This window comes from Bartonella callosciuri (genome assembly GCF_014203215.1).
Classification (GTDB): domain Bacteria; phylum Pseudomonadota; class Alphaproteobacteria; order Rhizobiales; family Rhizobiaceae; genus Bartonella; species Bartonella callosciuri.
The window spans coordinates 215,355-237,327 of sequence record NZ_JACHIM010000002.1 but is presented as its reverse complement, the minus strand read 5'-3'; the positions used below and the strand labels follow the sequence as shown (position 1 = coordinate 237,327).

Below are 21,973 nucleotides of genomic sequence, written 5' to 3'. Positions count from 1 at the left end.
TTTATGCAAAGCTATGCGTAAAAGCGTAATGCTGAGATGGTTAGGATTTTCTGTGATATTTTATAAATTACTAAAAAAAACTTTCTTTGTTGGTGCTGTTATTTACACACTCTATAACGCTTCGACAAACCATGCTTTTGCACAAACGTCCAACGCACAAAATGTCCCTTCCCCCCAAACCTATGGTGCATGGACAAAAGTTTGTTCTCTTCCACTGGGTACACCTAATCTACAATGTGAAGTTGTACAAAATGTCCACACACAAAATCGCCATGATATTACCTTGCGTGTTACATTTTATAAACTCCCTCAAAATCAAGGCGCTTTGATGCGTGTTTTTGTTCCAATCCGCGTTGAGTTGCGTCCTGGTGTTGGACTTAAAATTGACGATCAAAATATAGGAAAAGTCGAATACCGTCGCTGTCTCGGTGATAACTGCGTTGCTGAAGCCATTCTTAAAGAAGATATCCTACAAGTCTTTTTAAAAGGTAAAACAGCAACCTATTTCATTTTTACAACTCCCGAGCAAGGAGTGGGAAGCCGTATTGATCTTCATGGTCTTAGTGATGCTTATGCAACCTTACCAACATAATAAAATTTACGCACATTAAATAATTAAACCCTTATAGTGCACACTTCGCCGCTTCTTAAATTTAGCAACTAGAAATCTTCTAAGGACTCATGAAAATAGGATCACTATTATGAAATCGCTGATTGACCATTTTGATATTGCTTCATCTAAAGTGCAATCACTTGTACAAGAAACCCTTCATCATGCTGATGATGGCGAACTTTACCTTGAGTATACAGAAAGCGAAACGCTTGTATTTGATAATGGACAACTTAAAAATGGTTCATTTCACCAAGATATAGGTTTCGGTCTGCGCGTTGTTGCTGGAGAGGCTACCGGATATGCACATTCTAGTGAATTATCAGCTGCTGCACTCAAGCGTGCTAGTAAAGCAGCGAAAGCTGTAACCTATAATAATCATGCAGGACCTTATAGTGCACCACCTCAAAAAACAAACAAAAGGCTTTATCAACCCCATAACCCTCTTAATACTCCGTCATTTGAAGAAAAAAGTGCACTTTTACAAAAAATTGATGCCTATTTACGTGCAAAAAATGATAAATTGCATCAAGTGACGGTTTCTCTTTCCGGTTCACTACAGCATGTTGAAATTTTACGCGCAGACGGGCATCTGATTCGTGATATTCGTCCTCTTGTACGACTTTCTCTCTCTGTCGTTGCAGCTGAGGGAGATCGGCGTGAAAATGGCTTCTATGGTTGTGGTGGACGGCAAACATTTAGCCAATTCATTAGTGAAGAAAATTGGAAAAAAGCTGCTGATGAAGCCTTGCGTATGGCTCTCATAAATTTAGAAGCAGAATCAGCACCAGCAGGAACATTTGATGTTGTTTTAGCCAATGGATGGCCCGGCGTTATGCTTCATGAAGCAGTAGGCCATGGTTTAGAAGGGGATTTTAACCGCAAAAAAACATCTGCTTTTTCTGGACTTTTGGGCCAACAAGTTGCTGCAAAAGGTGTAACCGTTGTTGATGATGGTACAATTCCCCAGTGCCGTGGTTCACTCACCATTGATGATGAAGGGACTCCATCAGGATATAACGTTCTTATTGAAGATGGAAAGCTCGTTGGTTTTATGCAAGACAGGTTGAATGCACGACTTATGGGGGTTAAGCCAACCGGAAATGGACGGCGTGAATCCTATGCACATGCGCCAATGCCAAGAATGACCAATACGCTCATGCTAGGAGGAGACAAAACGCCTGAAGAAATTCTATCTTCATTAAAAAACGGTATCTATGCTGTTTCATTTGGCGGAGGACAAGTTGATATTACTTCTGGAAAATTCGTTTTTGAATGTACCGAAGCTTACAGAGTAGAAAATGGCAAAATTGTAGCGCCAATCAAAGGTGCAACCCTTATTGGAAATGGACCTGATGCTATGAAACGTATCACAATGATTGGCAATGATAGCAAACTTGATAATGGTATAGGAATGTGCGGAAAAGCTGGACAAAACGTCCCTGTTGGTGTTGGACAACCCCATTTGCGAATCAATAATATGACAATTGGTGGAACAGTGCTTATGACGTAATAAGCTAGTGGCAACGTTATATTTACCAACTCCCAATGTTGTCATATACTTTTTGCATTAAGAGGATTCATAAAGGATAGATATTCATCCTTTTTCAAATGGTTTTTATCTATAACGCCACTTTCTCTTATAAGAGTCAAATAGGTGTTTTTATGTTCCAATAATAAGGAAAATAAAACAAGAAAATTTTATTGTACTCAGTGCTCTAACTCAAGCTAAAACGAAATAAAGTATTGTTATTAATCAAATGGTTGATTATTTTATGAATAATAAAATCAATTTGATTGAAGAATTTCAATGGAATTCAAAAGATCTTTTCAATTGCGACTAAAACTTCCAACCTACCTTTATTTTGCGCTTGCTTAAAACAGCAATAACTTCAACATGTGGTGACCATAAGAATTGATCAATCGGTATGATTTGTTCTACCGTATACCCCCCTGCAACAAGAAGAGATAAATCACGAGCAAACGTAACAGGATTGCAGGAAATAGCTATCACGCGTGGGATTGTTGTCTTCGCCAATTCACGTACTTGTTCTTGTGCACCAGCGCGTGGAGGATCAAAAACAACACACTCAAAACGCTCAAGTTCCTTCGCAGAAAGTGGACGGCGAAAAAGATCACGTTTTTCACAGGTTACTGTTTTTAAACCAGTCGCAAAACGTGCTGCTGAATCTAAGTTTGCTAATGCACCCTCATCATTTTCGACCGCATGAACATTTACCTTTTTTGCCATACGCAACGTAAATGTTCCCACTCCTGAAAACAAATCAGCAGCATTCTTTGCTTTTTTTAAATGAGTCAAAATAATATCACCCATGATATTTTCTGCTTCAGACGTCGTTTGGAGAAATCCACCAGCCGGAAATTCAACACAGACATCTCCGAAGTAAATCAATGGTTTTTCTTGTTCAACTAAAATTTCACCTTCTACAGACAATCGTGTAATCCCACATGAAAGGGCTGCACAGATCATTTTCTGACGAAGTGATTCATCGCCTATAACACAACCGCTTAAAGCAACATCTAAACCATTTTCAACGTGTGTTATCGTAATATGAAACCGTTTTACATGATTACTTAGAAAAGCACATAGCATCCTAATATCATCGAGTTTCGATATAATCTCTGAACGGCTTACTGGACATTCCTCAAGAGCTACAATATCATGAGCAACATGGCGGTTAAAACCAACTCTATAGCCTTGCGGTGTCATGGCTGCCGTTAAAGTAATTCGCCGACGGCTATAGGGCTTACATTCAATTAAAGGTGAAACAACAATATCAAGCCCATATTCTTTCAGTGCATCAACAACCAGTTGTCTTTTCCATATGCGATAAGCACCAGCATGCCAATGTTGGAGTGTGCACCCCCCACATTCTCCAAAATGCTGACAAAGGGCATCAATACGTTCTGGTGACTTTTCCTTTAATACTATGAGTTTAGCGTATTTTCCATCAACGATGATTTCGGCACGCTCTCCTGGTAAAGTAAAAGGAACATAAACCAAGCCATGCGATGTTTTGATGACACCATTGCCATTCGCTCCAATATGATCGATTATGACATTGTCACTCACTCTTGTTTTCTCCAAATAACAAATATTTCAAATCAGCACCTGCAATAGGCGAAGGAAGCAGGCCTTTTGCATTCCACTCACTCTGCGTATTCAGCCAATCAAAAAGTCTTTCAGCAGTTTCTTTCGCTACTGATGAATCTTCAATACCCTACCCTTACCAATATGCTTACGACCAACCTCAAATTGAGGCCCTATCAATAAAACAGCTTGGACTCCCTTCTTCGCTAAAGACAAAACAGGAGGCAATGCCAATTTGAGAGAAATAAAACTGGCATCTGAAACAATGAGATCAATTTCCCGACCACCTAAATGTTCTTCTTTCAAATCTCTAACATTTAAGCCTTCTAACAAGGTTATCGCACTATTACTAGATAAACGTGTATCCAATTGATGATGACCAACCTCAACAGCAATAACATGAGCTACTCCACGTTCTAACAAAACTTGCGTACCTCCCTGTTAATGCACCGATATCAATAACAGTCACTTTATCCGTTACAATTGGAAATGCATCAAGTGCACTGATCAATTTTAACGCCGCACGTGAAACATATTTCTGTGCAGGATCGCAAACGATAATTTCTGCATCATCAGAAATAATTTGCCCAGCTTTTAAAATGATCTCATCATTAACCTTCACCGTTTGACGTAAAATCGCATCACGTGCCCATGAGCGTGTCGTAAAAAAGTTTTTTTCAACTAAAAGAATATTAAGCCTTTTTCTAATAGCCATCTCACACTCAAATTTTCTGTACGGTCCGAATCTCACGTCCCAAAGCAGTAAAAACCGTGTTGATAATACCAACTGCATCAAGCCCTATGCGTGAAAGAACTTTCTCTGGTGAACCATGGTTTAAATATTCATCAGGAAATGTTAATGTCCGAGCTTTCAAACCATATTCTAAAAGCCCTTCTTGCGCCAAAAATTGTAGTAAGTGTGCTCCAAATCCCCCTATGGCACCTTCTTCAATTGTCACTAAGACCTCATGCTCACGTGCTAAACGACGTATCAAATCCTTATCCAAAGGCTTTGCAAACCGAGCATCCGCCACCGTCGTAGATAACCCCTCTGCGACCAGCTCATCAGCAGCCACCAATACTTCTGACATCCGCGTTCCAAAACAAACCAAAGCTATCCTGTTTCCCTCACGCAGAACACGCCCTTTTCCAATCTCAAGCAACTCACCGCGCTGCGGTAAATCCATGCCAATACCTTCACCACGCGGATAACGAAAAGAAATTGGCCCCTGATCATAAGCTGCAGCAGTACGGACCATATGCATCAGTTCGACTTCATCAGAAGGCGCCATAACAACAAATTCAGGAAGAGTAGCCAAAAAAACAATATCAAAACTGCCAGCATGTGTTGCACCATCTGCCCCCACAAAACCTGCTCGATCAACCGCAAAACGCACGGGTAATTTTTGAATCGACACATCATGAATAATCTGATCATAAGCACGCTGTAAAAAGGTGGAATAAATTGCGACAAAAGGTTTGTACCCTTCACAAGCAAGCCCTGCCGCAAAAGTCACTGCATGCTGCTCAGCAATACCAACGTCAAACATTCTTTCAGGAAATTTTTCCCCGAAAAAATCAAGGCCTGTTCCAGTTGGCATTGCCGCCGTTATACCCACAATCTTATCATCATGCGTCGCTTCCTCTATTAAAGCCTTAGAAAATACCTTCGTATAAGGAAGAGCATTGCTTTGCACTTTAACCTGTTTACCTGTTATAATATCAAAACGATTAACCCCATGATATTTATCAGATGATGCTTCCGCAGGCGCATAACCCTTGCCTTTATGCGTAACCACATGCACCAAAACAGGACCACTAGGATATTCGCGAACATTTTTTAAAACAGGCAATAAATGCCTTAAATTATGGCCATCTATTGGTCCAACATAGTAAAAGCCAAGTTCCTCAAATAAGGTTCCCCCAACCAAAAAACCACGTGCAAATTCCTCTGAACGACGTGCCTTATCTAAAAAGAATTTAGGCAATTTTTTACCGAGTGCCTTTACCCGTTCACGCAAACTGCGGTAAGCAGGACGGGAAACCAATCGTGCAAGATGGGCACTCATAGCACCTGTAGGCGGTGCAATAGACATATCGTTATCATTAAGAATAACAATCAAACGCGCATCCAAAGCCCCAGCGTTATTCATCGCTTCATAAGCCATACCAGCAGACATAGCACCATCACCAATGACGGCAATGATGTTCCGCCTTTCCTCTGCCTTCAAAACACTCGCCACTGCCATGCCAAGGCCAGCTGAAATAGAAGTAGAAGAATGACCTGCACCAAATGGATCATATACACTTTCTGAACGCTTCGTAAAACCTGATAATCCGCCTTCTTGACGCAATGTGCGAATTCTATCTCTACGCCCTGTTAAAATTTTATGCGGATAAGCTTGATGACCAACATCCCAAATAATCCTATCTTCAGGTGTATTAAAAACATAATGCAACGCAACAGTAAGCTCAACGACACCAAGCCCCGCTCCAAGATGACCACCCGTTACGGAAACTGCATCAATTGTTTCCGCCCGCAATTCATCAGCTAACCTTACCAAATCAGACTCAGGCAATGCCCGTAAATCTCGTGGTAAACAAATACGGTCAAGTAATGGCGTCAATGTCCCAGACAAAAAAAACTCCTTAATATTATCTCATCAAGAAAATGAAATGGTAAGAATATGCCTCCTTCCATCTTCCATTTATAATTTTCATTTTTTTACTGAAAAATGCTTTCTATTGGTGATGCTTTATAATTTTCCTCATCTATTTCACACAAAAGAAACCGATAAAAGCGTTCCCTTAAATTACCGCATCTCCTCTTGCAATAAATACCCCCCAATTATGCAATATTATTCAGAATCAAGAGGCTCTACACCTACTGGAGAACCTCCCTCTGAAAGCTGAATTTTTTCAACTTTAGCTTCAGCTACTTTCAAGAGTTTTTCACAGTGTTTTTTTAGAGCTTCACCACGCTCATAAATATCAATTGACTGTTCTAAAGGAACATCGCCGCGTTCTAGATTCTCGACAATTACTTCAAGCTGCTTAAGTGCTTCTTCAAAACTTAACGTGGGAATATCTTCCTTTTTTATTTCTTGTTTCATGTTATCCTCACAAAGTATCTGTTCTGGATATACGAATCCCGAAACTCTCTAAACCTACACAATAATGCTCCTTAGGAGCATACACAATAACAGAACGAATTCCCAAATGTCTCAAAATTTGTGATCCTAAACCAATTTGACGCCATTCTTCTTCGCGTTTAATTGCCTGCACATGATTTTCTAAACCTTCTCTCACCATCTCCTGAGTGCCTATAGCTGATTGTATACCAACAGACTCTTCACGCAAATAAACAAACACACCACGTTTTTCTTTTTCCATCATACGCTGCATGATAAGTGTAACATCTGAAGATTGCTCAAAAATACCACTCAAAATATTTTCATGATGCAAACATACAGGAATATTCTCACCATCAGAAATATCACCAAAAATGATTGCAATATGCTGCACAGCTTCCCAAGGAAGTTGATAACTTTTAACAAAAGTTGATCCTACCGAAGTTTCAAGAGGCATTTCTCCAACACACCTGATCAGGATTTCTCTACGTTGGCGATAAGCAATCAAATCTGCAACCGTTATTCTATGCAATTGATGATCTCGTGCAAACTTTGTAATTTCATCTCCGTGTTTAACGGTCCCATCATCATTGACCAACTCACCGATAACACCAACTGGCGGTAAACCAACCAATTTACATAAATCAACAGCTGCCTCCGTATGGCCTGAACGCATAAGGACTCCCCCTTCATTCGCAATCAAAGGAAAAATATGTCCTGGACGAATAAAATCGTTCGGACCAGCATTTGAATTCGCAAGATTACGCACTGCTAATGTACGATCGTGCGCTGAAATCCCCGTTGTTGTTCCATGTTTAAAATCAACAGTAACAGTAAATTGGGTACGATGCGCGGAGTTATTATCTGACACCATAGGAACAAGATGAAATCGCTCAGCTTCTTCCTTTGCCATAGGAGCACAAACAATACCCGTTGTATGACGAATGATAAATGCCATCTTTTCTTCGGTACAATGTACAGCAGCAACAATTAAATCACCTTCATTTTCACGGTCATCATCATCGGTAACCACAATAATCTCACCGCGTTCAAAAGCACGAAGTACAGAAACAATTTTTTTTTCGTCGTACGCCATTACCCACCTTTCGAATTACCCAACCTGACCACGATGCCTTAGATAATGATCAGCAATGGCACAAGCGACCATCGCCTCACCAACAGGAACAGCACGAATCCCAACACAGGGATCATGACGTCCTTTCGTTACAACGTTTACATCATTCCCATCAACATCAATCGAACGACGAGGTGTTAAAATTGATGAAGTAGGCTTTACAGCAAAACGTGCGACTATTGGCTGCCCACTCGATATTCCGCCTAAAATACCGCCTGCGTGATTGGATAAAAAGAGGGGTTTTCCATCACTTCCCATTCGCATTTCATCTGTATTTTCTTCTCCTGTTAGGCGGGCTGCTGCAAAACCATCACCTATTTCGACACCCTTCACTGCATTAATCGACATGAGTAATGATGCAATATCCTGATCAAGCTTTGCATAAATAGGTGCTCCTAAACCTACCGGGACATTTTCTGCGACAATCTCGACAACAGCACCAACAGATGAGCCATCTTTACGGACTTTATCGATATAATCACTAAAAACCTGTACCATCTGTGCATCAGGCGTAAAAAAAGGATTATTATCAACCTCTGACCAGTTCCAACGATCGCGGTTAATCGTATGGGGACCAATTGCTATAACAGCGCCCCGTACAATCAAACCAGGAACAATCCGACGAGCAACAGCGCCTGCCGCAACCCGTGCTGCCGTTTCACGCGCTGAAGCACGTCCACCACCTCGAAAATCACGGATGCCATATTTAACATCATAAGTATAATCTGCATGACCAGGACGATACTGATGGGCAATGGAACCATAATCCTTAGAACGTTGATCCATATTTCGAATCAAGAGAGAAATTGGTGTTCCCGTTGTCACCAATGTTGTCCCATCATCACGAACAATAATCCCTGAAAGGACCTCTACTTGATCCAACTCTTTACGCTGTGTTGTATATCGAGATTGTCCTGGTCTACGCTTATCAAGATAAGTTTGAACGTCTGCAAGAGTAAAAACAATCCCCGGAGGACAACCATCAATAACGCAGCCAAGAGCTTGCCCATGGCTTTCACCCCATGTTGTTACACGAAACAAATGACCAAATGTATTATGCGACATGAAAAATGATCCGTTTCTCCGTCAAATATAGGCAACCACAGACTCTGTTGAGTTGTGTAGAGACAGCCTCTATCCCAAAATATCATTGGCTGTTTTAAAATCGGTCAAATCACCGTGGTTGAATATAAGCTTTATAAAACAAACTTTATTCTTTAACGACGGAAATATCTGGCGCATCAACCGCTTTCATGCCTATGATATTATAACCTGAATCCACATGATGCACTTCTCCTGTAACAGAACGAGACAAATCTGAAAGAAAATAAAGAGCAGAATCACCCACTTCTTCAATTGTTACTGTACGACGTAAAGGGGCATTATACTCATTCCATTTTAAAATATAACGGAAATCACCAATACCAGAAGCGGCTAACGTTTTGATTGGTCCAGCAGATATCGCATTAACACGAATATCTTTAGGCCCCAAATCCACTGCAAGATATTTTACGCTTGCTTCAAGAGCTGCTTTTGCAACTCCCATCATATTATAATTGGGAACAACCTTTTCTGCACCATAATAGCTCAGTGTTAAAATTGAACCGCCATCCGACATCAATTTCTCTGCACGCTTCGCCAAAGCTGTTAAGGAATAAACGGAGATATTCATGGTCATCATAAAATTCGATTCACTAATATCAATATAACGACCGCTTAATTCGTCTTTATTAGAAAAACCAATAGCATGAACTAAAAAATCGAGTTTGCCCCATTTCTTCTCTATTGCTCTAAAAACCGCATCAATAGATGCATTATCAGAAACATCACAATGACCGCAAACGAATCCTTTTACTTCCTCAGCCAAAGGCTCAACCCGCTTTTTCATCGCTTCACCCTGATAGGTAAAAGCAAGCTCTGCTCCTGCACTACTCGCTGCTTTAGCTATCCCCCAAGCGATAGACCGATTATTGGCCAGCCCCAAAATTAAACCACGCTTGCCGTACAATAAACTATTACCCTTAGCCATGAGCACTGCCCCATTGTTACTTGAAATGAATATTATTTACCTGCCTATGGCATAGGTCAACTTTTTCTTCAAGCAATTGGTTTAAAGTCAAACAAAAACTACGCTTTTATTTTATATCACACAAAAGTTAACTTTTTTGCATTTGCAAAAATTGCTCTAATCCCGCAGGTCTATCTTCTGGCAACATAATACGGATATGTACATAAAGATCATCTCGTTTGCCATTTTTTAAACGAAGTCCTTTTCCCTTCAATCGCAAAACACGATCAGAACTTGACCAAGCGGGAATAGTTAAAACCACACGCCCTTCTAAAGTCTCAACTTCTTCTTTTGCTCCTAGAACAGCATGTTTAAGGGAAACAGGTAGATCAAGATGAAGCGCCCTTCCTTCAACCCGAAAACGAGGATGTTTTTGAATCTGAATGGTGACCAACGCATCTCCTGCCTGTCCATAAGCCACCTCTTCTCCTTGGCCTTTTAAACGAATGATTTGACCATCTTCAACATAATCTGGAAGCTTAATTTGTAACTTTTTTCCATTAGGAAAAATAGCTTCCACCTTTTCTGCACCAACCATCTGCTCTAATGTAATAGAAAGATTGGCACGAACATGCGTCCCTTGTTGAGGTTGATTAAACCGCGTAGAATTTGAAAAGCCCCCTCCTCTCCCAAACAGATCACGAAAAATATCGCTTGCATCAAAGCCGGCACCACCTGAAGAACCAAAATCAAATCCCTTCGCTCTTCCTGAAAAAGGATTGCGACTATTGCTAAAATTTTCACCCGCACCATAGGCTTGATAAAGTGGTTTTCCTTCCATATCAATTTCACCACGGTCAAATTGTGCCCTTTTGTCTTTATCACCTATAATTTCATAAGCTTGATTAATTTCAGAAAACTTCTCTTTAGCCTTTGTATCATCCATATTGTGATCTGGATGATACTTCTTTGCTAATCTTCTAAATGCCGATTTAATCTCTTGCGGTTTTGCGGTACGTGCCACACCCAGAATTGCGTACGGATCACGCATATTGCCCTCTTTTCAATTTTTTTGTTTTCAAAATATCAACTGATATGTCATCCAATATTCCTGAAAGCCCCATCAATCTCTTCTAAAGAATGACCTTTCCTTTCTTTATATGTCTATAAAGAAATTAAAATACCAGATAAAAGAGATATTTTATTTAATAATAGCGCATTGCATTCTATTCTAAAAACAAAGATGATTAAAATACCATAAATTGAGAGATATGATGACGTTAGCTTTTTGAAATAAGAAAAAACAACGCTTTATTTCTTGATAGCAAAGTAAATAAAGAGCTTCCCACTCATACTCACTGATCCTCGGAGATACTATGAGCAATAAACGACAAACCGACAATGATTTTATGCAAATGCAAAAACCTTTTGAGCTTTTCGCAAAGTGGCTTGAAGAAGCAGCAGTGAGTGAAATAAACGATCCTAATGCTATGGCATTAGCAACAGTTGATGAAACAGGCTTGCCTAATGTTCGTATGGTTCTTCTCAAGGATTATAGTTCTCAAGGTTTCGTCTTTTATACCAATTATGAAAGCCGCAAAGGACAAGAAATTTTAAAATCAATGAAAGCATCCTTAGGTTTTCATTGGAAATCGCTTCACCGCCAAGTTAGAATCCGCGGAATAGTTGAAAAAGTTAGTGCTCAAGAAGCAGATGCGTATTTCCAATCACGACCACGCGGTAGTCAAATTGGTGCATGGGCATCTAAACAGTCTCAACCACTGGAAAATCGTTTTGCCCTCGAAAAGGCAATTGCTGAATATACTACACGTTATGCACTAGGCAATATCCCACGCCCACCTTATTGGTCCGGTTTTCGCGTTAAACCCCTTTCTATCGAATTCTGGCGTGATCGCCCGTTTCGTTTACATGACCGTCTGCTCTTTACACGCGACTCCGTTGAACAGAGTAATTGGCAAAAGCAAAAACTTTATCCCTAATCTTTTAAGCATGAAGATTGCATCTTTATGATGATTAAAAAACTCTTTCCAAAACTAAAAATAACTCATTGATTCCCCTTTAAATGAGAGAATTACATCTTCACTGTGAAACTTGATTGATAGCAATCTTTTGCCTGCTGTACCGCTTTAAAAAGGTTACAGTCACAAGCTCATAAAAGAAAAACTTTATTTAACAGAAACCCAATAAGTTGATAAGCAATGTTAAAATAGAGCGTAACACGATAAAATGACCTTACGTATTTTGATCATCGTGACGTAAATATATGTAAGCAATTTAAATTAAAGAAAAAGTTGTTGAGTTAAATGTTCTAACGAAAATCTTTTTCAGCTTATCCTAGAAATAGGTAAAGTTCGGCACGCCTGCAACTTTGCATGAGAAAAAGCTCTAAAGCCGAAATAAAAAAGCTTAAACGTAAAATGCAAACGGACTATAAAAGTTGCAAAGGAAGAAAAGTTTTAAATTCAATAAAAGCATCCTTAGGCTTTTATTTTCTTCTTTTCCAAAATCACACAGCACATGGCCCTTTCAGGATCACATACATAACACATGATTTTATTTTTAACTTTTTGTTAAACAGTAGGATAAACTATCATCCATACACCGCCACATACCAAACCAGCAAAAACCACAAGACCAATAAACGAATTCGATTTGAAAAGCTTTAGGCATTGTGAACTGTCATCTATATCAATGACTTTAATTTGTATAAACATATGGATACTTGCGACTAGAATCCCAAAAAAACTAAGCATAGGAACCTTTGCCAAATAAAATGCTGAGCTGACAAACACCACAAAACCACTATATAAAAATACTAAAGCTCGCTTGGTGCCTTTACCAAAGAGAAGCGCTGTAGAACCTACGCCAACTGTAGCGTCATCCTCTTTATCTTGATGTGCGTAAATTGTATCATATCCGATGGTCCACAAAATAGATCCTCCATAAAGCAAAATCGGTGCCCAACTCAGACTTCCATACACAACTGCCCATCCCATTAATGCTCCCCAATTAAATGCAATACCTAAAAAAAACTGTGGCCAATATGTTACCCGTTTCATAAAAGGATAGAGGGCAACTGCTACCAATGACGAAATACCTAGAAAAAAACTGTATTTATTAAATTGCGATAAAACGCCTAAACCAACCAAGCATTGCACTAATATAAAAACCTTTGCTTGAAACCGACTTACATGGCCTGTTGGCAATGGACGAGAACGTGTTCTCTCCACCTGAGAATCAATTTTATGGTCAATAAGATCGTTCCAAGTGCACCCTGCACCTCGCATAGCTATAGAACCTAGAAGAAAAAGAAAGAGATACCAGAGCCAATGGAATAACGTTGATAAAAGAGGCAATTGGTCCATTTCGTAAGAAAGAAAAGCCATTGTTGTTGACCAGAAACAAGGCCACATCAACAATTGCCATCCGATAGGTCGGTCCCAACGTGCCAATTGAGCATAAAACCACAAAGAAGGGGGAAGAAACCGGTAGACCCATTGTTTGGAAGATGCATCCACAACCCTTCCCTGCCTTTCACAGGATTGAATATGTGCACTATTTTTATTCTTTTTCATCAAGTGGTTTCACTTTTAATCTTGCGATAGAGACATTTCATTCTTATGACAAGAAGACTGTATGAATCATCTTCTGTAATAGGAGTAAGTAATGAACGTTCTTCTTATCGGCTCAGGTGGACGAGAACATGCTTTAGCATGGAAAATAGCAGCATCACCACTGCTAAAAAAATTATATTGCGCTCCCGGAAATCCTGCAACCATAGAATTTGGTGAAAATATTGATTTAGACATTAATGACCATACTCTTGTCATTGATTTTTGTAAAGCACACTCTATTGATCTTGTAGTTGTTGGACCAGAAGCACCACTCGTTGCAGGTATAACAGACTCTCTTAACAATGCTCATATCTGTGTATTTGGACCAACTCAAAAAGCGGCTCAGCTAGAAGGTTCAAAAGCTTTCACAAAAGATCTATGCTATAAGAATAACATTCCCACAGGAACTTACCAATGCTTTAATGATGCTGAAAAAGCCAAAGAATACATTCGTCAACAAGGTGTTCCCATTGTCATTAAAGCCGATGGTTTAGCGGCTGGTAAAGGCGTTGTGGTCGCAACAACAAGAGAAGAAGCATTTAATGCAGTTGAGGCCTGCTTCAAAAATGCATCAAGCAATGCAAAAGAAAAAATTGTTGTAGAATCCTTTCTTGAAGGGGAAGAAGCAAGCTTTTTCTGTCTTTGTGATGGTAAAGTTGCCCTTCCCTTTGGATCAGCACAAGATCATAAACGTGTGGGTGACGGTGATACTGGAGCTAACACTGGCGGCATGGGTGCCTATTCACCTGCTCCTATCATGACCGAAGAAATGATTAATCGTACCCTCAAAGAAATTGTTGAACCAGCTCTACGCAGTATGAACGCAATGGGAGCTCCCTTTAAAGGTATTCTCTTCGTCGGATTGATGATAACGCAAAAAGGACCTGAATTAATTGAATTTAATGTGCGATTTGGTGATCCTGAATGTCAAGTTTTAATGATGCGCTTACAGGAAGACATTCTGCCACTTCTTCTTGCCGCTGCTCAAGGAAATCTGAAACAAAAACACCTTAAATGGTCTGAAAAAACTGCTTTGACTGTCGTTATGGCTGCCAAAGGTTACCCGGATTCTCCCCAAAAAGGTACTGTTATCCGCAACCTCGATAAGGTCAATACTTTCCCTGATGTCAAAGTTTTTCAAGCTGGTATAGCATTACGCAATGGAGAACTCATTGCTAATGGTGGACGCGTTTTAAATATAACAGCGACAGGAGAAACCATTACCCAAGCACAAAAACGTGCCTATGAAGCTGTCGATTGTATTGATTGGCCAGATGGCTTTGTTCGCCGCGATATTGGATGGCGCGCTATTGCGCGAGAAAGCTAAATTTTTTGTAGCTTAGTTTTCACAATTTTATAATAGATTTTAATAGCATGATGCATAATTTTGTTCACTGTTCTCGATACGCTAATAATTTTGGAGAAGAATATCTGATTTTCCGCTGAAAAATAAAACACTACAAATGCGCTATTCATATCCATCACAAAACAAAAAATAAGAAAGTTGCCTGAGTATGAAACTGTGATCACACCCCCATAATTATCTTATTGCTGTGCCCACTAAAATTCACTTGCTTACTTCTTTTCACAAATAAGTTTTTTATCCAAACTTGAAAACAAGTATCGCCTACTGTCATGATCTTTGCCTAAAGAAAAGCATAAAATTTTGCCTACTATGACTTACCAATGCTTTAATAATAAAGACTCGATTTATTTATAAGTTATTCCTATTGTCATTAAAGTTGGAAATTTAGCTACCTCGGAAAAAAGCATTGTTGTTATAACAACAATAGAAGAAGTATCTAATGTCAATCGTCTCCTACTGCAAATGCACTATTGTTAAACAGAGATAATACATTAATTTATTAAAAATAATTCATCGTTTCGCATATCCAATGAGAGTCCCGAATATAGTAAGACTCTCTCATTTCAATCCTGTTTGTGATAAATTAGTAAAAACCACCTACTTGCATCTCATAAGCAAAATCAACAAGCAAATAAAATCCTTTTTAAAAAGACTAAAAAATGCCTCTTATGAACTGATTAAAGGCAAAAACTGTAGCAGTATTGAGAGCTAACAAAGCTTTCATTTATAGTCAATAAAGTGCAAAATATAGCAAAAATAAACGCACATAGTAGTGCAATAGCAAAAAAATGAATGTACCTCAATACTACTTACTGTAGCGTAATTCGATTCGCGATAATCAAACGCAAACCCAATGGATTGCTATAACGAAGTGAAAAGCGCTTTTGTTTAGAATGCAGTGTTGTACAAAAAAATCGACGTAGATCAGAACGATCTTTGACAACCATAAGGCGGTTATCTTCATTAATCATAAGCATAGGAAGGTCATAAGTATCCGCCCATAATCGCCAATCTAAAAGAACATTATTTAAGTCTCTAGAAACTAAAAGCGGGATACAAGCTTCTTCATCTGCATGCAAAAGTTCTAATGCAACAGCTCTCTCTCCTGAGCGCGTTTTTACAGTACGTGCTGCAATTCCTTTGAAATGATAAGGCGGCATTAAATGTGATAAACTTGAGAGAGTCTCCGTTTTAAAAAAAACACCGCGCTCACTTAACGAACAAACGATTTGATCGCCCGTTTTGGATGAGAAATATGTTGTTGTTTGTGGCAAATGGCACGGATCTAACCGAAATTCAAGCACCGCTTTTGCCTGATTAAAGCATTGATGAGCCATATATAGTGTCCCAATTTATCTTAATAATATACACTCTTTAACAGCTTTCCTTCATTGAATTATTAAAAGATTTTAAAAAAAACAACTGGTTTCTTTTTTGGTTATTGAAATATAAACAAAAACACATAATAAAATTCATCTCTCTTGAATTATAATATTTTTCTAGGATTCATAATCCCTAAAGGATCGAGTGTTTTCTTAATCCCTTGCATAATGTCTAACGCAACAGGTGATTTGAAAGTGCGCAGTTCCTCACGCTTAAGTTGACCAATTCCATGCTCAGCAGAAAACGTACCTTTATAGTGCATCACTAAACTGTGAATGCTATGGTTGATTTGTGCCCATAGACGCAAAAAGGCTGCAGAATCAGCTCCTATAGGCTGTGTAATATTATAGTGCAAATTTCCATCGCCCATGTGACCAAAACAAACCACCCGCGCACCTGGAATAATATCTTCAACAATAAGTGTTGCCTCAGCGATAAAATCAGGAATTGAAGCAGTAGGGACCGCAATATCATGCTTAATGGACCCTCCCGCTAATTTTTGCGCAGATGATATACTTTCACGCAATTGCCAAAAAAAATCTTGCTGCTTTAACGATTGCGCAATAACCGCATCTTCTATCACAGTATCCTTTAAAGCTTCTTCCAAAATAATACTGAGCACTGATAATGCCTCATCCTCGCTCTGTAATGATGAAATATTAATTAATACATACCATTCATGCTCATGTTCAAGAGGAGATTTTTCACACATCTTATAGTCTAAAGCCATTTGCAAACTGAATTTTCCCATGAGCTCAAAACCAGTCAACATCCCCACTCCATGAGATTGTGCAAGAGATAAAAACCCAAGAGCCTTAGCTGGACTACATAAACCAACCAAAGCAACTGCTTTTCCTTTGGGTCTTGGAAAAAGCTTTAAAACTGCCGCTGTTATAACTCCTAAAGTGCCTTCTGCACCAATAAAAAGGTTTTTCAAATCATAACCGCTATTGTCTTTTTTTACAAAACGCAAATCATCCAAAATACGACCATCAGGCAAAACGACTTCCAAACCAAGACAAAGTTCACGCATATTGCCATAAGCTAAAACAGCCGTCCCTCCAGCATTAGATGAAAGATTTCCTCCTATCTGACAAGAGCCTTCCGAAGCCAAAGAAAGAGGAAAAAAACGATCTGATTCATCGACTTTTTTCTGTAAGTCCTGTAAAATAACACCAGCTTCCACCACAGCAATATTACCTTCAAGATTCATACATCTTATCTTGTTCAATCGTTCCATGGATAAAAGAACGCTGTTTCCACTCTCATCTGGCTGTTGACCACCCACAAGACCTGTATTTCCCCCTTGAGGTACAATCGGTGTGCATGTTTGGCTAGCTAACCGCATAATTGACGATATTTCTGCGGTAGAAGATGGCCGTAATAGTAATGGTGTTTTTCCATGAAAAAGTCCGCGTTGTTCGAGTAAATAGGGTGCAATTAACGCCTGATCGGTTATAGCGTATGCATCGCCAACAATTTTTGTAAACTTCTCAATTAACTCCTGCTCCATCTTCATTTCTCCTTTGGAGCCGCAGCACGTATGAGACGATCATTAATGGCCTCACCTAATCCGTATGAGGGAATAGGTTCGACGGCAATAGATCTCACCTTGAATGAATCCAATTCCCTCATGTATTGAAATAAATGAGAGGCCGCCTCTTCCAACTGTCCACTCTCACTAAGATTTAAAACAGAAACGGCATTTTCAACCCCGATAATGCGTTTTCGACCAAATGCCAAAAGTGCTTCACCGCTTTTCACTTCTTTTACATTTAAACGAATCGAGGCATTGGGTGCATAATGTGATTTTAACATACCTGGTGCCTCAATCGCAGCCCGTTGATCTATCCGCTTCAGTGATAACCCTGCAATTTCTTCAATCTCTTCAGCGGCAAGCCCACCGGGACGCAAAAGATAAATACCTTCACCACAAACCTTAATAATTGTTGATTCTAATCCTATTTTACAAGCGCCTCCATCAAGTATCAAAGGAACAGATTCCCCTAACGATTCTAAAACAGCTTTAGCCGAAGTAGGACTAAGACGTCCCGATTGATTCGCACTAGGAGCAGCGAGCGGTCGACCAAAACATTGTACAACTTTTGCAAAACAACTCTCTGGAAAACGGACAGCCAATGTATTCAAACCGGAAGTGGTTAAAGGATGAATATTATGCTGCGCCTTTAAAGGTAAAACTAATGTCAAAGGTCCTGGCCAAAATACCTCCATTAATCGACGTGAAAGAAAATCAATTTTAACGTAGCGTTCTGCCATATCAATGCTGCTTACATGGGCAATAAGAGGATTAAATTGTGGACGCCTCTTCATAGAAAAAATAGAAGATACTGCCCTCTCATTGGTCGCATCACCCGCCAATCCGTAAACAGTTTCTGTCGGTAGAGCCACTAACCTCCCCTGTTCAAGAAGTGCAACTGCCTCTTTTAACGAAGCGTTATTGAAAGGCAAAATCGTCATGACATATCATCCCTGTAGCGCTCTTTGAGTGGAGAAAAACTATAACGATGTAACCTCATAATTGGTCCGTATGTATTAAGAGCTGCACGGTGCGCTGGCGTTGCATAACCTACATGCTTCTCTAAACCATAACCTTTATAAACTTGCCCCGCACATTCCATCATCCGATCCCGCGTTACTTTGGCAATAATAGATGCTGCTGCAATTGAAATGGAACGTTGATCGCCTTTAATTAAAGCAGTTGCTGAACATGGCAAATGAGAGGGAATATCACGCCCATCAACCAGAGCATAGTTAGCTGGAACTGCTAGTCCTGTAATACAGCGACGCATTGCTTCTAAAGTTGCTTTTCTAATATTAGATTGATCGATCGTATGAGCACAAAGACTAGCAATCGAAATCGCTAATGCATTTTGCAAAATTTCATCATAAAGTTCATTGCGTCGTTGGATAGAGAGTTTTTTTGAATCATTCAGCCCTTCAGGAATATGGTCTTTATCCAAAATAACTGCTGCCGTTACTACAGGACCCGCAAGAGGACCACGTCCCACTTCATCAACACCCGCTATATGCAAAAAACCCTGTTTCTGCAAATCTAATTCGCATGAAAAATTTGGCTGAAGTGGTAAATTAAACATCTTTGATAAATCACAAATACAAGGAAACATACATCCATTTTTATAGCTTGCCTTTTTCTGCAAGCCCTATTCAAAATAGTTCACCAAACGTCCTAGTGAATTCTTATACAAACACAGAAACAAAAAATTAGATTACCGACTATTCCACACTACTTTTCGATTATTTTGCTAAAATGTTATACTAGCATGCACAAATTTAATCGTAAAAACAAAAAATACACACCCCATCGCACATAACAGAACCGTTTCTCAATAAAATCTTTTACTTTTATGTTTATCTATCAAACCCTTCCTAAAGTTATGATAGATTTCACAAACCAACTTGGATGCATCGACTTTATCAAAAGGGCAGCCTTTTGGGCTGCTTGTTGATCTTTAAAAATACCAAAGCAAGTCGCCCCTGCCCCAGACATACGAGAAAAAAGAGAACCACACTCATCTAATGTAGCTAACACTTCAATTAATTGAGGTGCAATTTTTAATGCAGAAGAAAAAAGATCATTACGCGTCTTTTGTAAAGCTTCAACCAATGAATCAACCGTCGTTAGAGCTGCTGGATCAATTTTCAAAGGAAGATGATTGCGCTTCTCCAAAGCCTTAAAAACAGCTTTCGTTGCAATCTGTTGACCATGATTCACTAACACTACTGCCAAAGAACAGGCATCTTTTAGTCGAGCAATATCTTGGCCAATTCCTTTCACAAGAAGCGGCTGCTGATATTCCAATGCAAAAAGACACATTGGCACATCAGCACCAAGTGCTAAGCTCATTTCCGCCAATTCTTCACAAGAGCAATCAAGATTCCATTGCCGACGCAATATGCTCAAAACACCAGCAGCATCGCCTGAACCACCACCAACGCCTGAAGCAACAGGTAACATCTTAATAAGTTGAAAAAAAGCAGGTTTAGCACTTTCAGGAAATTTCTCACGCATAAAATCACGTGCGCGAATAACTAAATTTCCTGTATCAGAAGCAAGTCCATCCGCAAACGGACCTGTTAACACGAAGTGGTCACTTTCATAAGGTGCATAGCCTAAATAATCACCGCTGAGACTAAAATAGACCAAACTTTCTATTAAATGATAACCATCAGCACGCTGCCCCACAACATGCAAAGCTAAATTCAACTTAACAGGTGTAAATAAATTAAGAATGCTCTTTGAAGAAAGCTTGTACATCCAATATCATCTGACGAAATATTCACCTGTACAAGGATCTTTTACCAAAGTACTTCTTTTCCCCACATGTGACTCAGCCTCTACACGACAAAAGCCCTGTAATGTCTTCTGTAATCGTTTCCTAAATAAATAATAAATATGGAAAGCTATGATACAAAATAAACCGAACGCAACCATCCGTATCATTTTAAGTCTTTCTTTCTAACAAACGTTTTTAAGTAAAATTATCAACTAAACTCATCGTTTATCGAACCACTTTTTCTATCACAAACCATAACGCTGCCAAAGTGCCCGCTCCTGTGCTGTCATTAACAGACTATCAACTGCAGTATAAACCGCATTAGCCGTAATTCCTGAAGCGGTTTTAGGTCCTAAAAAACTTTTTGGAGGAGCTATTAACCGAAGTTTTGTATCATCACCAAATCGCTCCTTAATAACAGAGCGCACATCATTCAGTCCATCAATTAAGCCAAGCTCAACGCTTTTCCTTCCACTCCAAAACATTCCTGTAAAAATATTGGAATCGTTCGATAATTTCGCTGCACGTCGCTCTTTAACTAAATCGATAAAAGTTTTGTGAACTTCAAGTTGTAAAGATTTCAAATGCTCAATATCCGCTTTCTTTTCTGGCTGAAATGGATCCAAAGTAACCTTATTTTTTCCTGCTGTATAAACACGCCGCTCAATACCAATTTTTTTCAAAAGTTCTGGAAAACCAAAGGACGCTGAAACAACCCCTATAGAACCAACAATCGAAGAAGGATCAGCAAAAATTTCATCCCCAGCACAAGCAATCATATAACCACCTGATGCTGCTATATCCTCAATAAATACAAGAACCTGTTTATTTTTCTCTTCTGCCAAATCGCGGATACGCTTAAAAATAAAACGTGATTGCACAGGAGAGCCACCAGGAGAATTGATAATAAGTGCAACAGCTGGTGTTCTTTTGTACGCAAAAGCCTTGTCTAAAAGATTCGCACACTTGGCTAATGAAAGCGTACGCGCTACTGGCGAAGCTGAATCCATAATAGCTCCATAAAGACGCACCACAGGAATTTCAAGTTTACTAGAATAAAAACGGCGCGGAACAAGATTCTTGATAACATCCATCAAAACGAAATTTCCTTATAAATTATTAGAAGAAAAGAAAAGGTAATAAATGAGGAAGACCATAACTAAACACGACAGTGCCCAAAAAAGCCCAAAATGCAAACCAAAACCCGATTTCATCCATAATTAAAATCCTTTAAAAATAAAAGATCAAATCTGAATTTAAATAATAAACTGGAAAAC

General features: G+C 39.3%; 18 protein-coding genes and 1 pseudogene. 4 read left to right on the top strand and 15 right to left on the bottom strand.

From position 1 onward, the window contains the following. The first annotated feature begins 52 nt into the window (after positions 1–52). Together HNQ69_RS02925 and tldD are read left to right on the top strand one after the other, a co-directional pair. Positions 53–592 carry an invasion associated locus B family protein gene (locus HNQ69_RS02925; RefSeq protein WP_343056821.1) on the top strand — a complete coding sequence of 180 codons (540 nt, stop codon included), beginning with the start codon at positions 53–55 and terminating at the stop codon, positions 590–592. Positions 593–701: 109 nt separating this feature from the next. Continuing rightward, positions 702–2,123, top strand: a complete 1,422-nt coding sequence (gene tldD / locus HNQ69_RS02920) for a metalloprotease TldD (protein WP_183228581.1) — start codon at positions 702–704, stop codon at positions 2,121–2,123. A gap of 327 nt (positions 2,124–2,450) precedes the next feature. Here tldD and HNQ69_RS02915 read toward each other — a convergent pair whose 3' ends face one another. From HNQ69_RS02915 to HNQ69_RS02880, 8 genes and pseudogenes are all read right to left on the bottom strand, one after another. Further along, positions 2,451–3,704, bottom strand: coding sequence for a class I SAM-dependent RNA methyltransferase (locus HNQ69_RS02915; protein ID WP_183228580.1), 1,254 nt, complete (start codon positions 3,702–3,704; stop codon positions 2,451–2,453). Continuing rightward, positions 3,697–4,437, bottom strand: a pseudogene (locus tag HNQ69_RS02910) (TlyA family RNA methyltransferase). Before HNQ69_RS02910 ends, HNQ69_RS02915 begins: the two are co-directional and overlap by 8 nt. Before the next feature lie 7 nt (positions 4,438–4,444). Further along, positions 4,445–6,361 (bottom strand): 1-deoxy-D-xylulose-5-phosphate synthase, encoded by a 1,917-nt coding sequence (dxs, locus tag HNQ69_RS02905; RefSeq protein WP_183228579.1) that lies wholly within the window; start codon positions 6,359–6,361, stop codon positions 4,445–4,447. Between the two features lie 219 nt (positions 6,362–6,580). Further along, a complete protein-coding gene (locus HNQ69_RS02900; protein WP_183228578.1) occupies positions 6,581–6,835 on the bottom strand; it encodes an exodeoxyribonuclease VII small subunit in 255 nt (84 codons plus the stop codon). 7 nt (positions 6,836–6,842) lie between these two features. Continuing rightward, complete coding sequence (gene ribB / locus HNQ69_RS02895; RefSeq protein WP_183228577.1) at positions 6,843–7,949, bottom strand: 3,4-dihydroxy-2-butanone-4-phosphate synthase; 1,107 nt, start codon at positions 7,947–7,949, stop codon at positions 6,843–6,845. A gap of 15 nt (positions 7,950–7,964) precedes the next feature. Continuing rightward, a complete protein-coding gene (gene aroC, locus HNQ69_RS02890) occupies positions 7,965–9,053 on the bottom strand; it encodes a chorismate synthase (protein ID WP_183228576.1) in 1,089 nt (362 codons plus the stop codon). A gap of 145 nt (positions 9,054–9,198) precedes the next feature. Then, the gene (gene fabI, locus HNQ69_RS02885; RefSeq protein ID WP_183228575.1) at positions 9,199–10,017 is read right to left on the bottom strand and encodes an enoyl-ACP reductase FabI; all 819 of its coding nucleotides are present in this window, start codon (positions 10,015–10,017) and stop codon (positions 9,199–9,201) included. Between the two features lie 127 nt (positions 10,018–10,144). Continuing rightward, positions 10,145–11,047, bottom strand: coding sequence for a DnaJ C-terminal domain-containing protein (locus HNQ69_RS02880; protein ID WP_183228574.1), 903 nt, complete (start codon positions 11,045–11,047; stop codon positions 10,145–10,147). 325 nt (positions 11,048–11,372) lie between these two features. On the opposite strand from HNQ69_RS02880, the gene pdxH reads away from it, so the two are divergent. Next, positions 11,373–11,996, top strand: a complete 624-nt coding sequence (gene pdxH / locus HNQ69_RS02875) for a pyridoxamine 5'-phosphate oxidase (RefSeq protein ID WP_183228573.1) — start codon at positions 11,373–11,375, stop codon at positions 11,994–11,996. A 591-nt stretch (positions 11,997–12,587) separates the two neighbouring features. On the opposite strand, the gene ubiA is transcribed toward pdxH, so the two are convergent. Further along, positions 12,588–13,592, bottom strand: a complete 1,005-nt coding sequence (gene ubiA, locus HNQ69_RS02870) for a 4-hydroxybenzoate octaprenyltransferase (RefSeq protein WP_183228572.1) — start codon at positions 13,590–13,592, stop codon at positions 12,588–12,590. A gap of 91 nt (positions 13,593–13,683) precedes the next feature. Here ubiA and purD point away from each other — a divergent pair, with 91 nt between their 5' ends. Continuing rightward, complete coding sequence (purD, locus tag HNQ69_RS02865) at positions 13,684–14,958, top strand: phosphoribosylamine--glycine ligase (RefSeq protein ID WP_183228571.1); 1,275 nt, start codon at positions 13,684–13,686, stop codon at positions 14,956–14,958. An 848-nt stretch (positions 14,959–15,806) separates the two neighbouring features. Here purD and HNQ69_RS02860 read toward each other — a convergent pair. The 6 genes from HNQ69_RS02860 to HNQ69_RS02835 all read right to left on the bottom strand — a co-directional run bounded on the left by HNQ69_RS02860 (position 15,807) and on the right by HNQ69_RS02835 (position 21,790). After that, complete coding sequence (locus tag HNQ69_RS02860; protein WP_183228570.1) at positions 15,807–16,334, bottom strand: DUF6101 family protein; 528 nt, start codon at positions 16,332–16,334, stop codon at positions 15,807–15,809. 149 nt (positions 16,335–16,483) lie between these two features. Next, positions 16,484–17,893 (bottom strand): FAD-binding oxidoreductase, encoded by a 1,410-nt coding sequence (locus HNQ69_RS02855; RefSeq protein ID WP_183228569.1) that lies wholly within the window; start codon positions 17,891–17,893, stop codon positions 16,484–16,486. Positions 17,894–17,895: 2 nt separating this feature from the next. Beyond that, entirely contained in the window at positions 17,896–18,858 is a 963-nt protein-coding gene (locus HNQ69_RS02850; RefSeq protein WP_183228568.1) for an L-threonylcarbamoyladenylate synthase, read from the bottom strand. Next, the gene (locus tag HNQ69_RS02845; protein WP_183228567.1) at positions 18,855–19,526 is read right to left on the bottom strand and encodes a ribonuclease HII; all 672 of its coding nucleotides are present in this window, start codon (positions 19,524–19,526) and stop codon (positions 18,855–18,857) included. The genes HNQ69_RS02850 and HNQ69_RS02845 overlap by 4 nt, the downstream gene beginning before the upstream one ends. Before the next feature lie 251 nt (positions 19,527–19,777). Next, positions 19,778–20,677 carry a 4-(cytidine 5'-diphospho)-2-C-methyl-D-erythritol kinase gene (locus HNQ69_RS02840; RefSeq protein ID WP_183228566.1) on the bottom strand — a complete coding sequence of 300 codons (900 nt, stop codon included), beginning with the start codon at positions 20,675–20,677 and terminating at the stop codon, positions 19,778–19,780. Between the two features lie 264 nt (positions 20,678–20,941). After that, positions 20,942–21,790 (bottom strand): S49 family peptidase, encoded by an 849-nt coding sequence (locus HNQ69_RS02835; RefSeq protein WP_183228565.1) that lies wholly within the window; start codon positions 21,788–21,790, stop codon positions 20,942–20,944. Positions 21,791–21,973 lie beyond the last annotated feature (183 nt).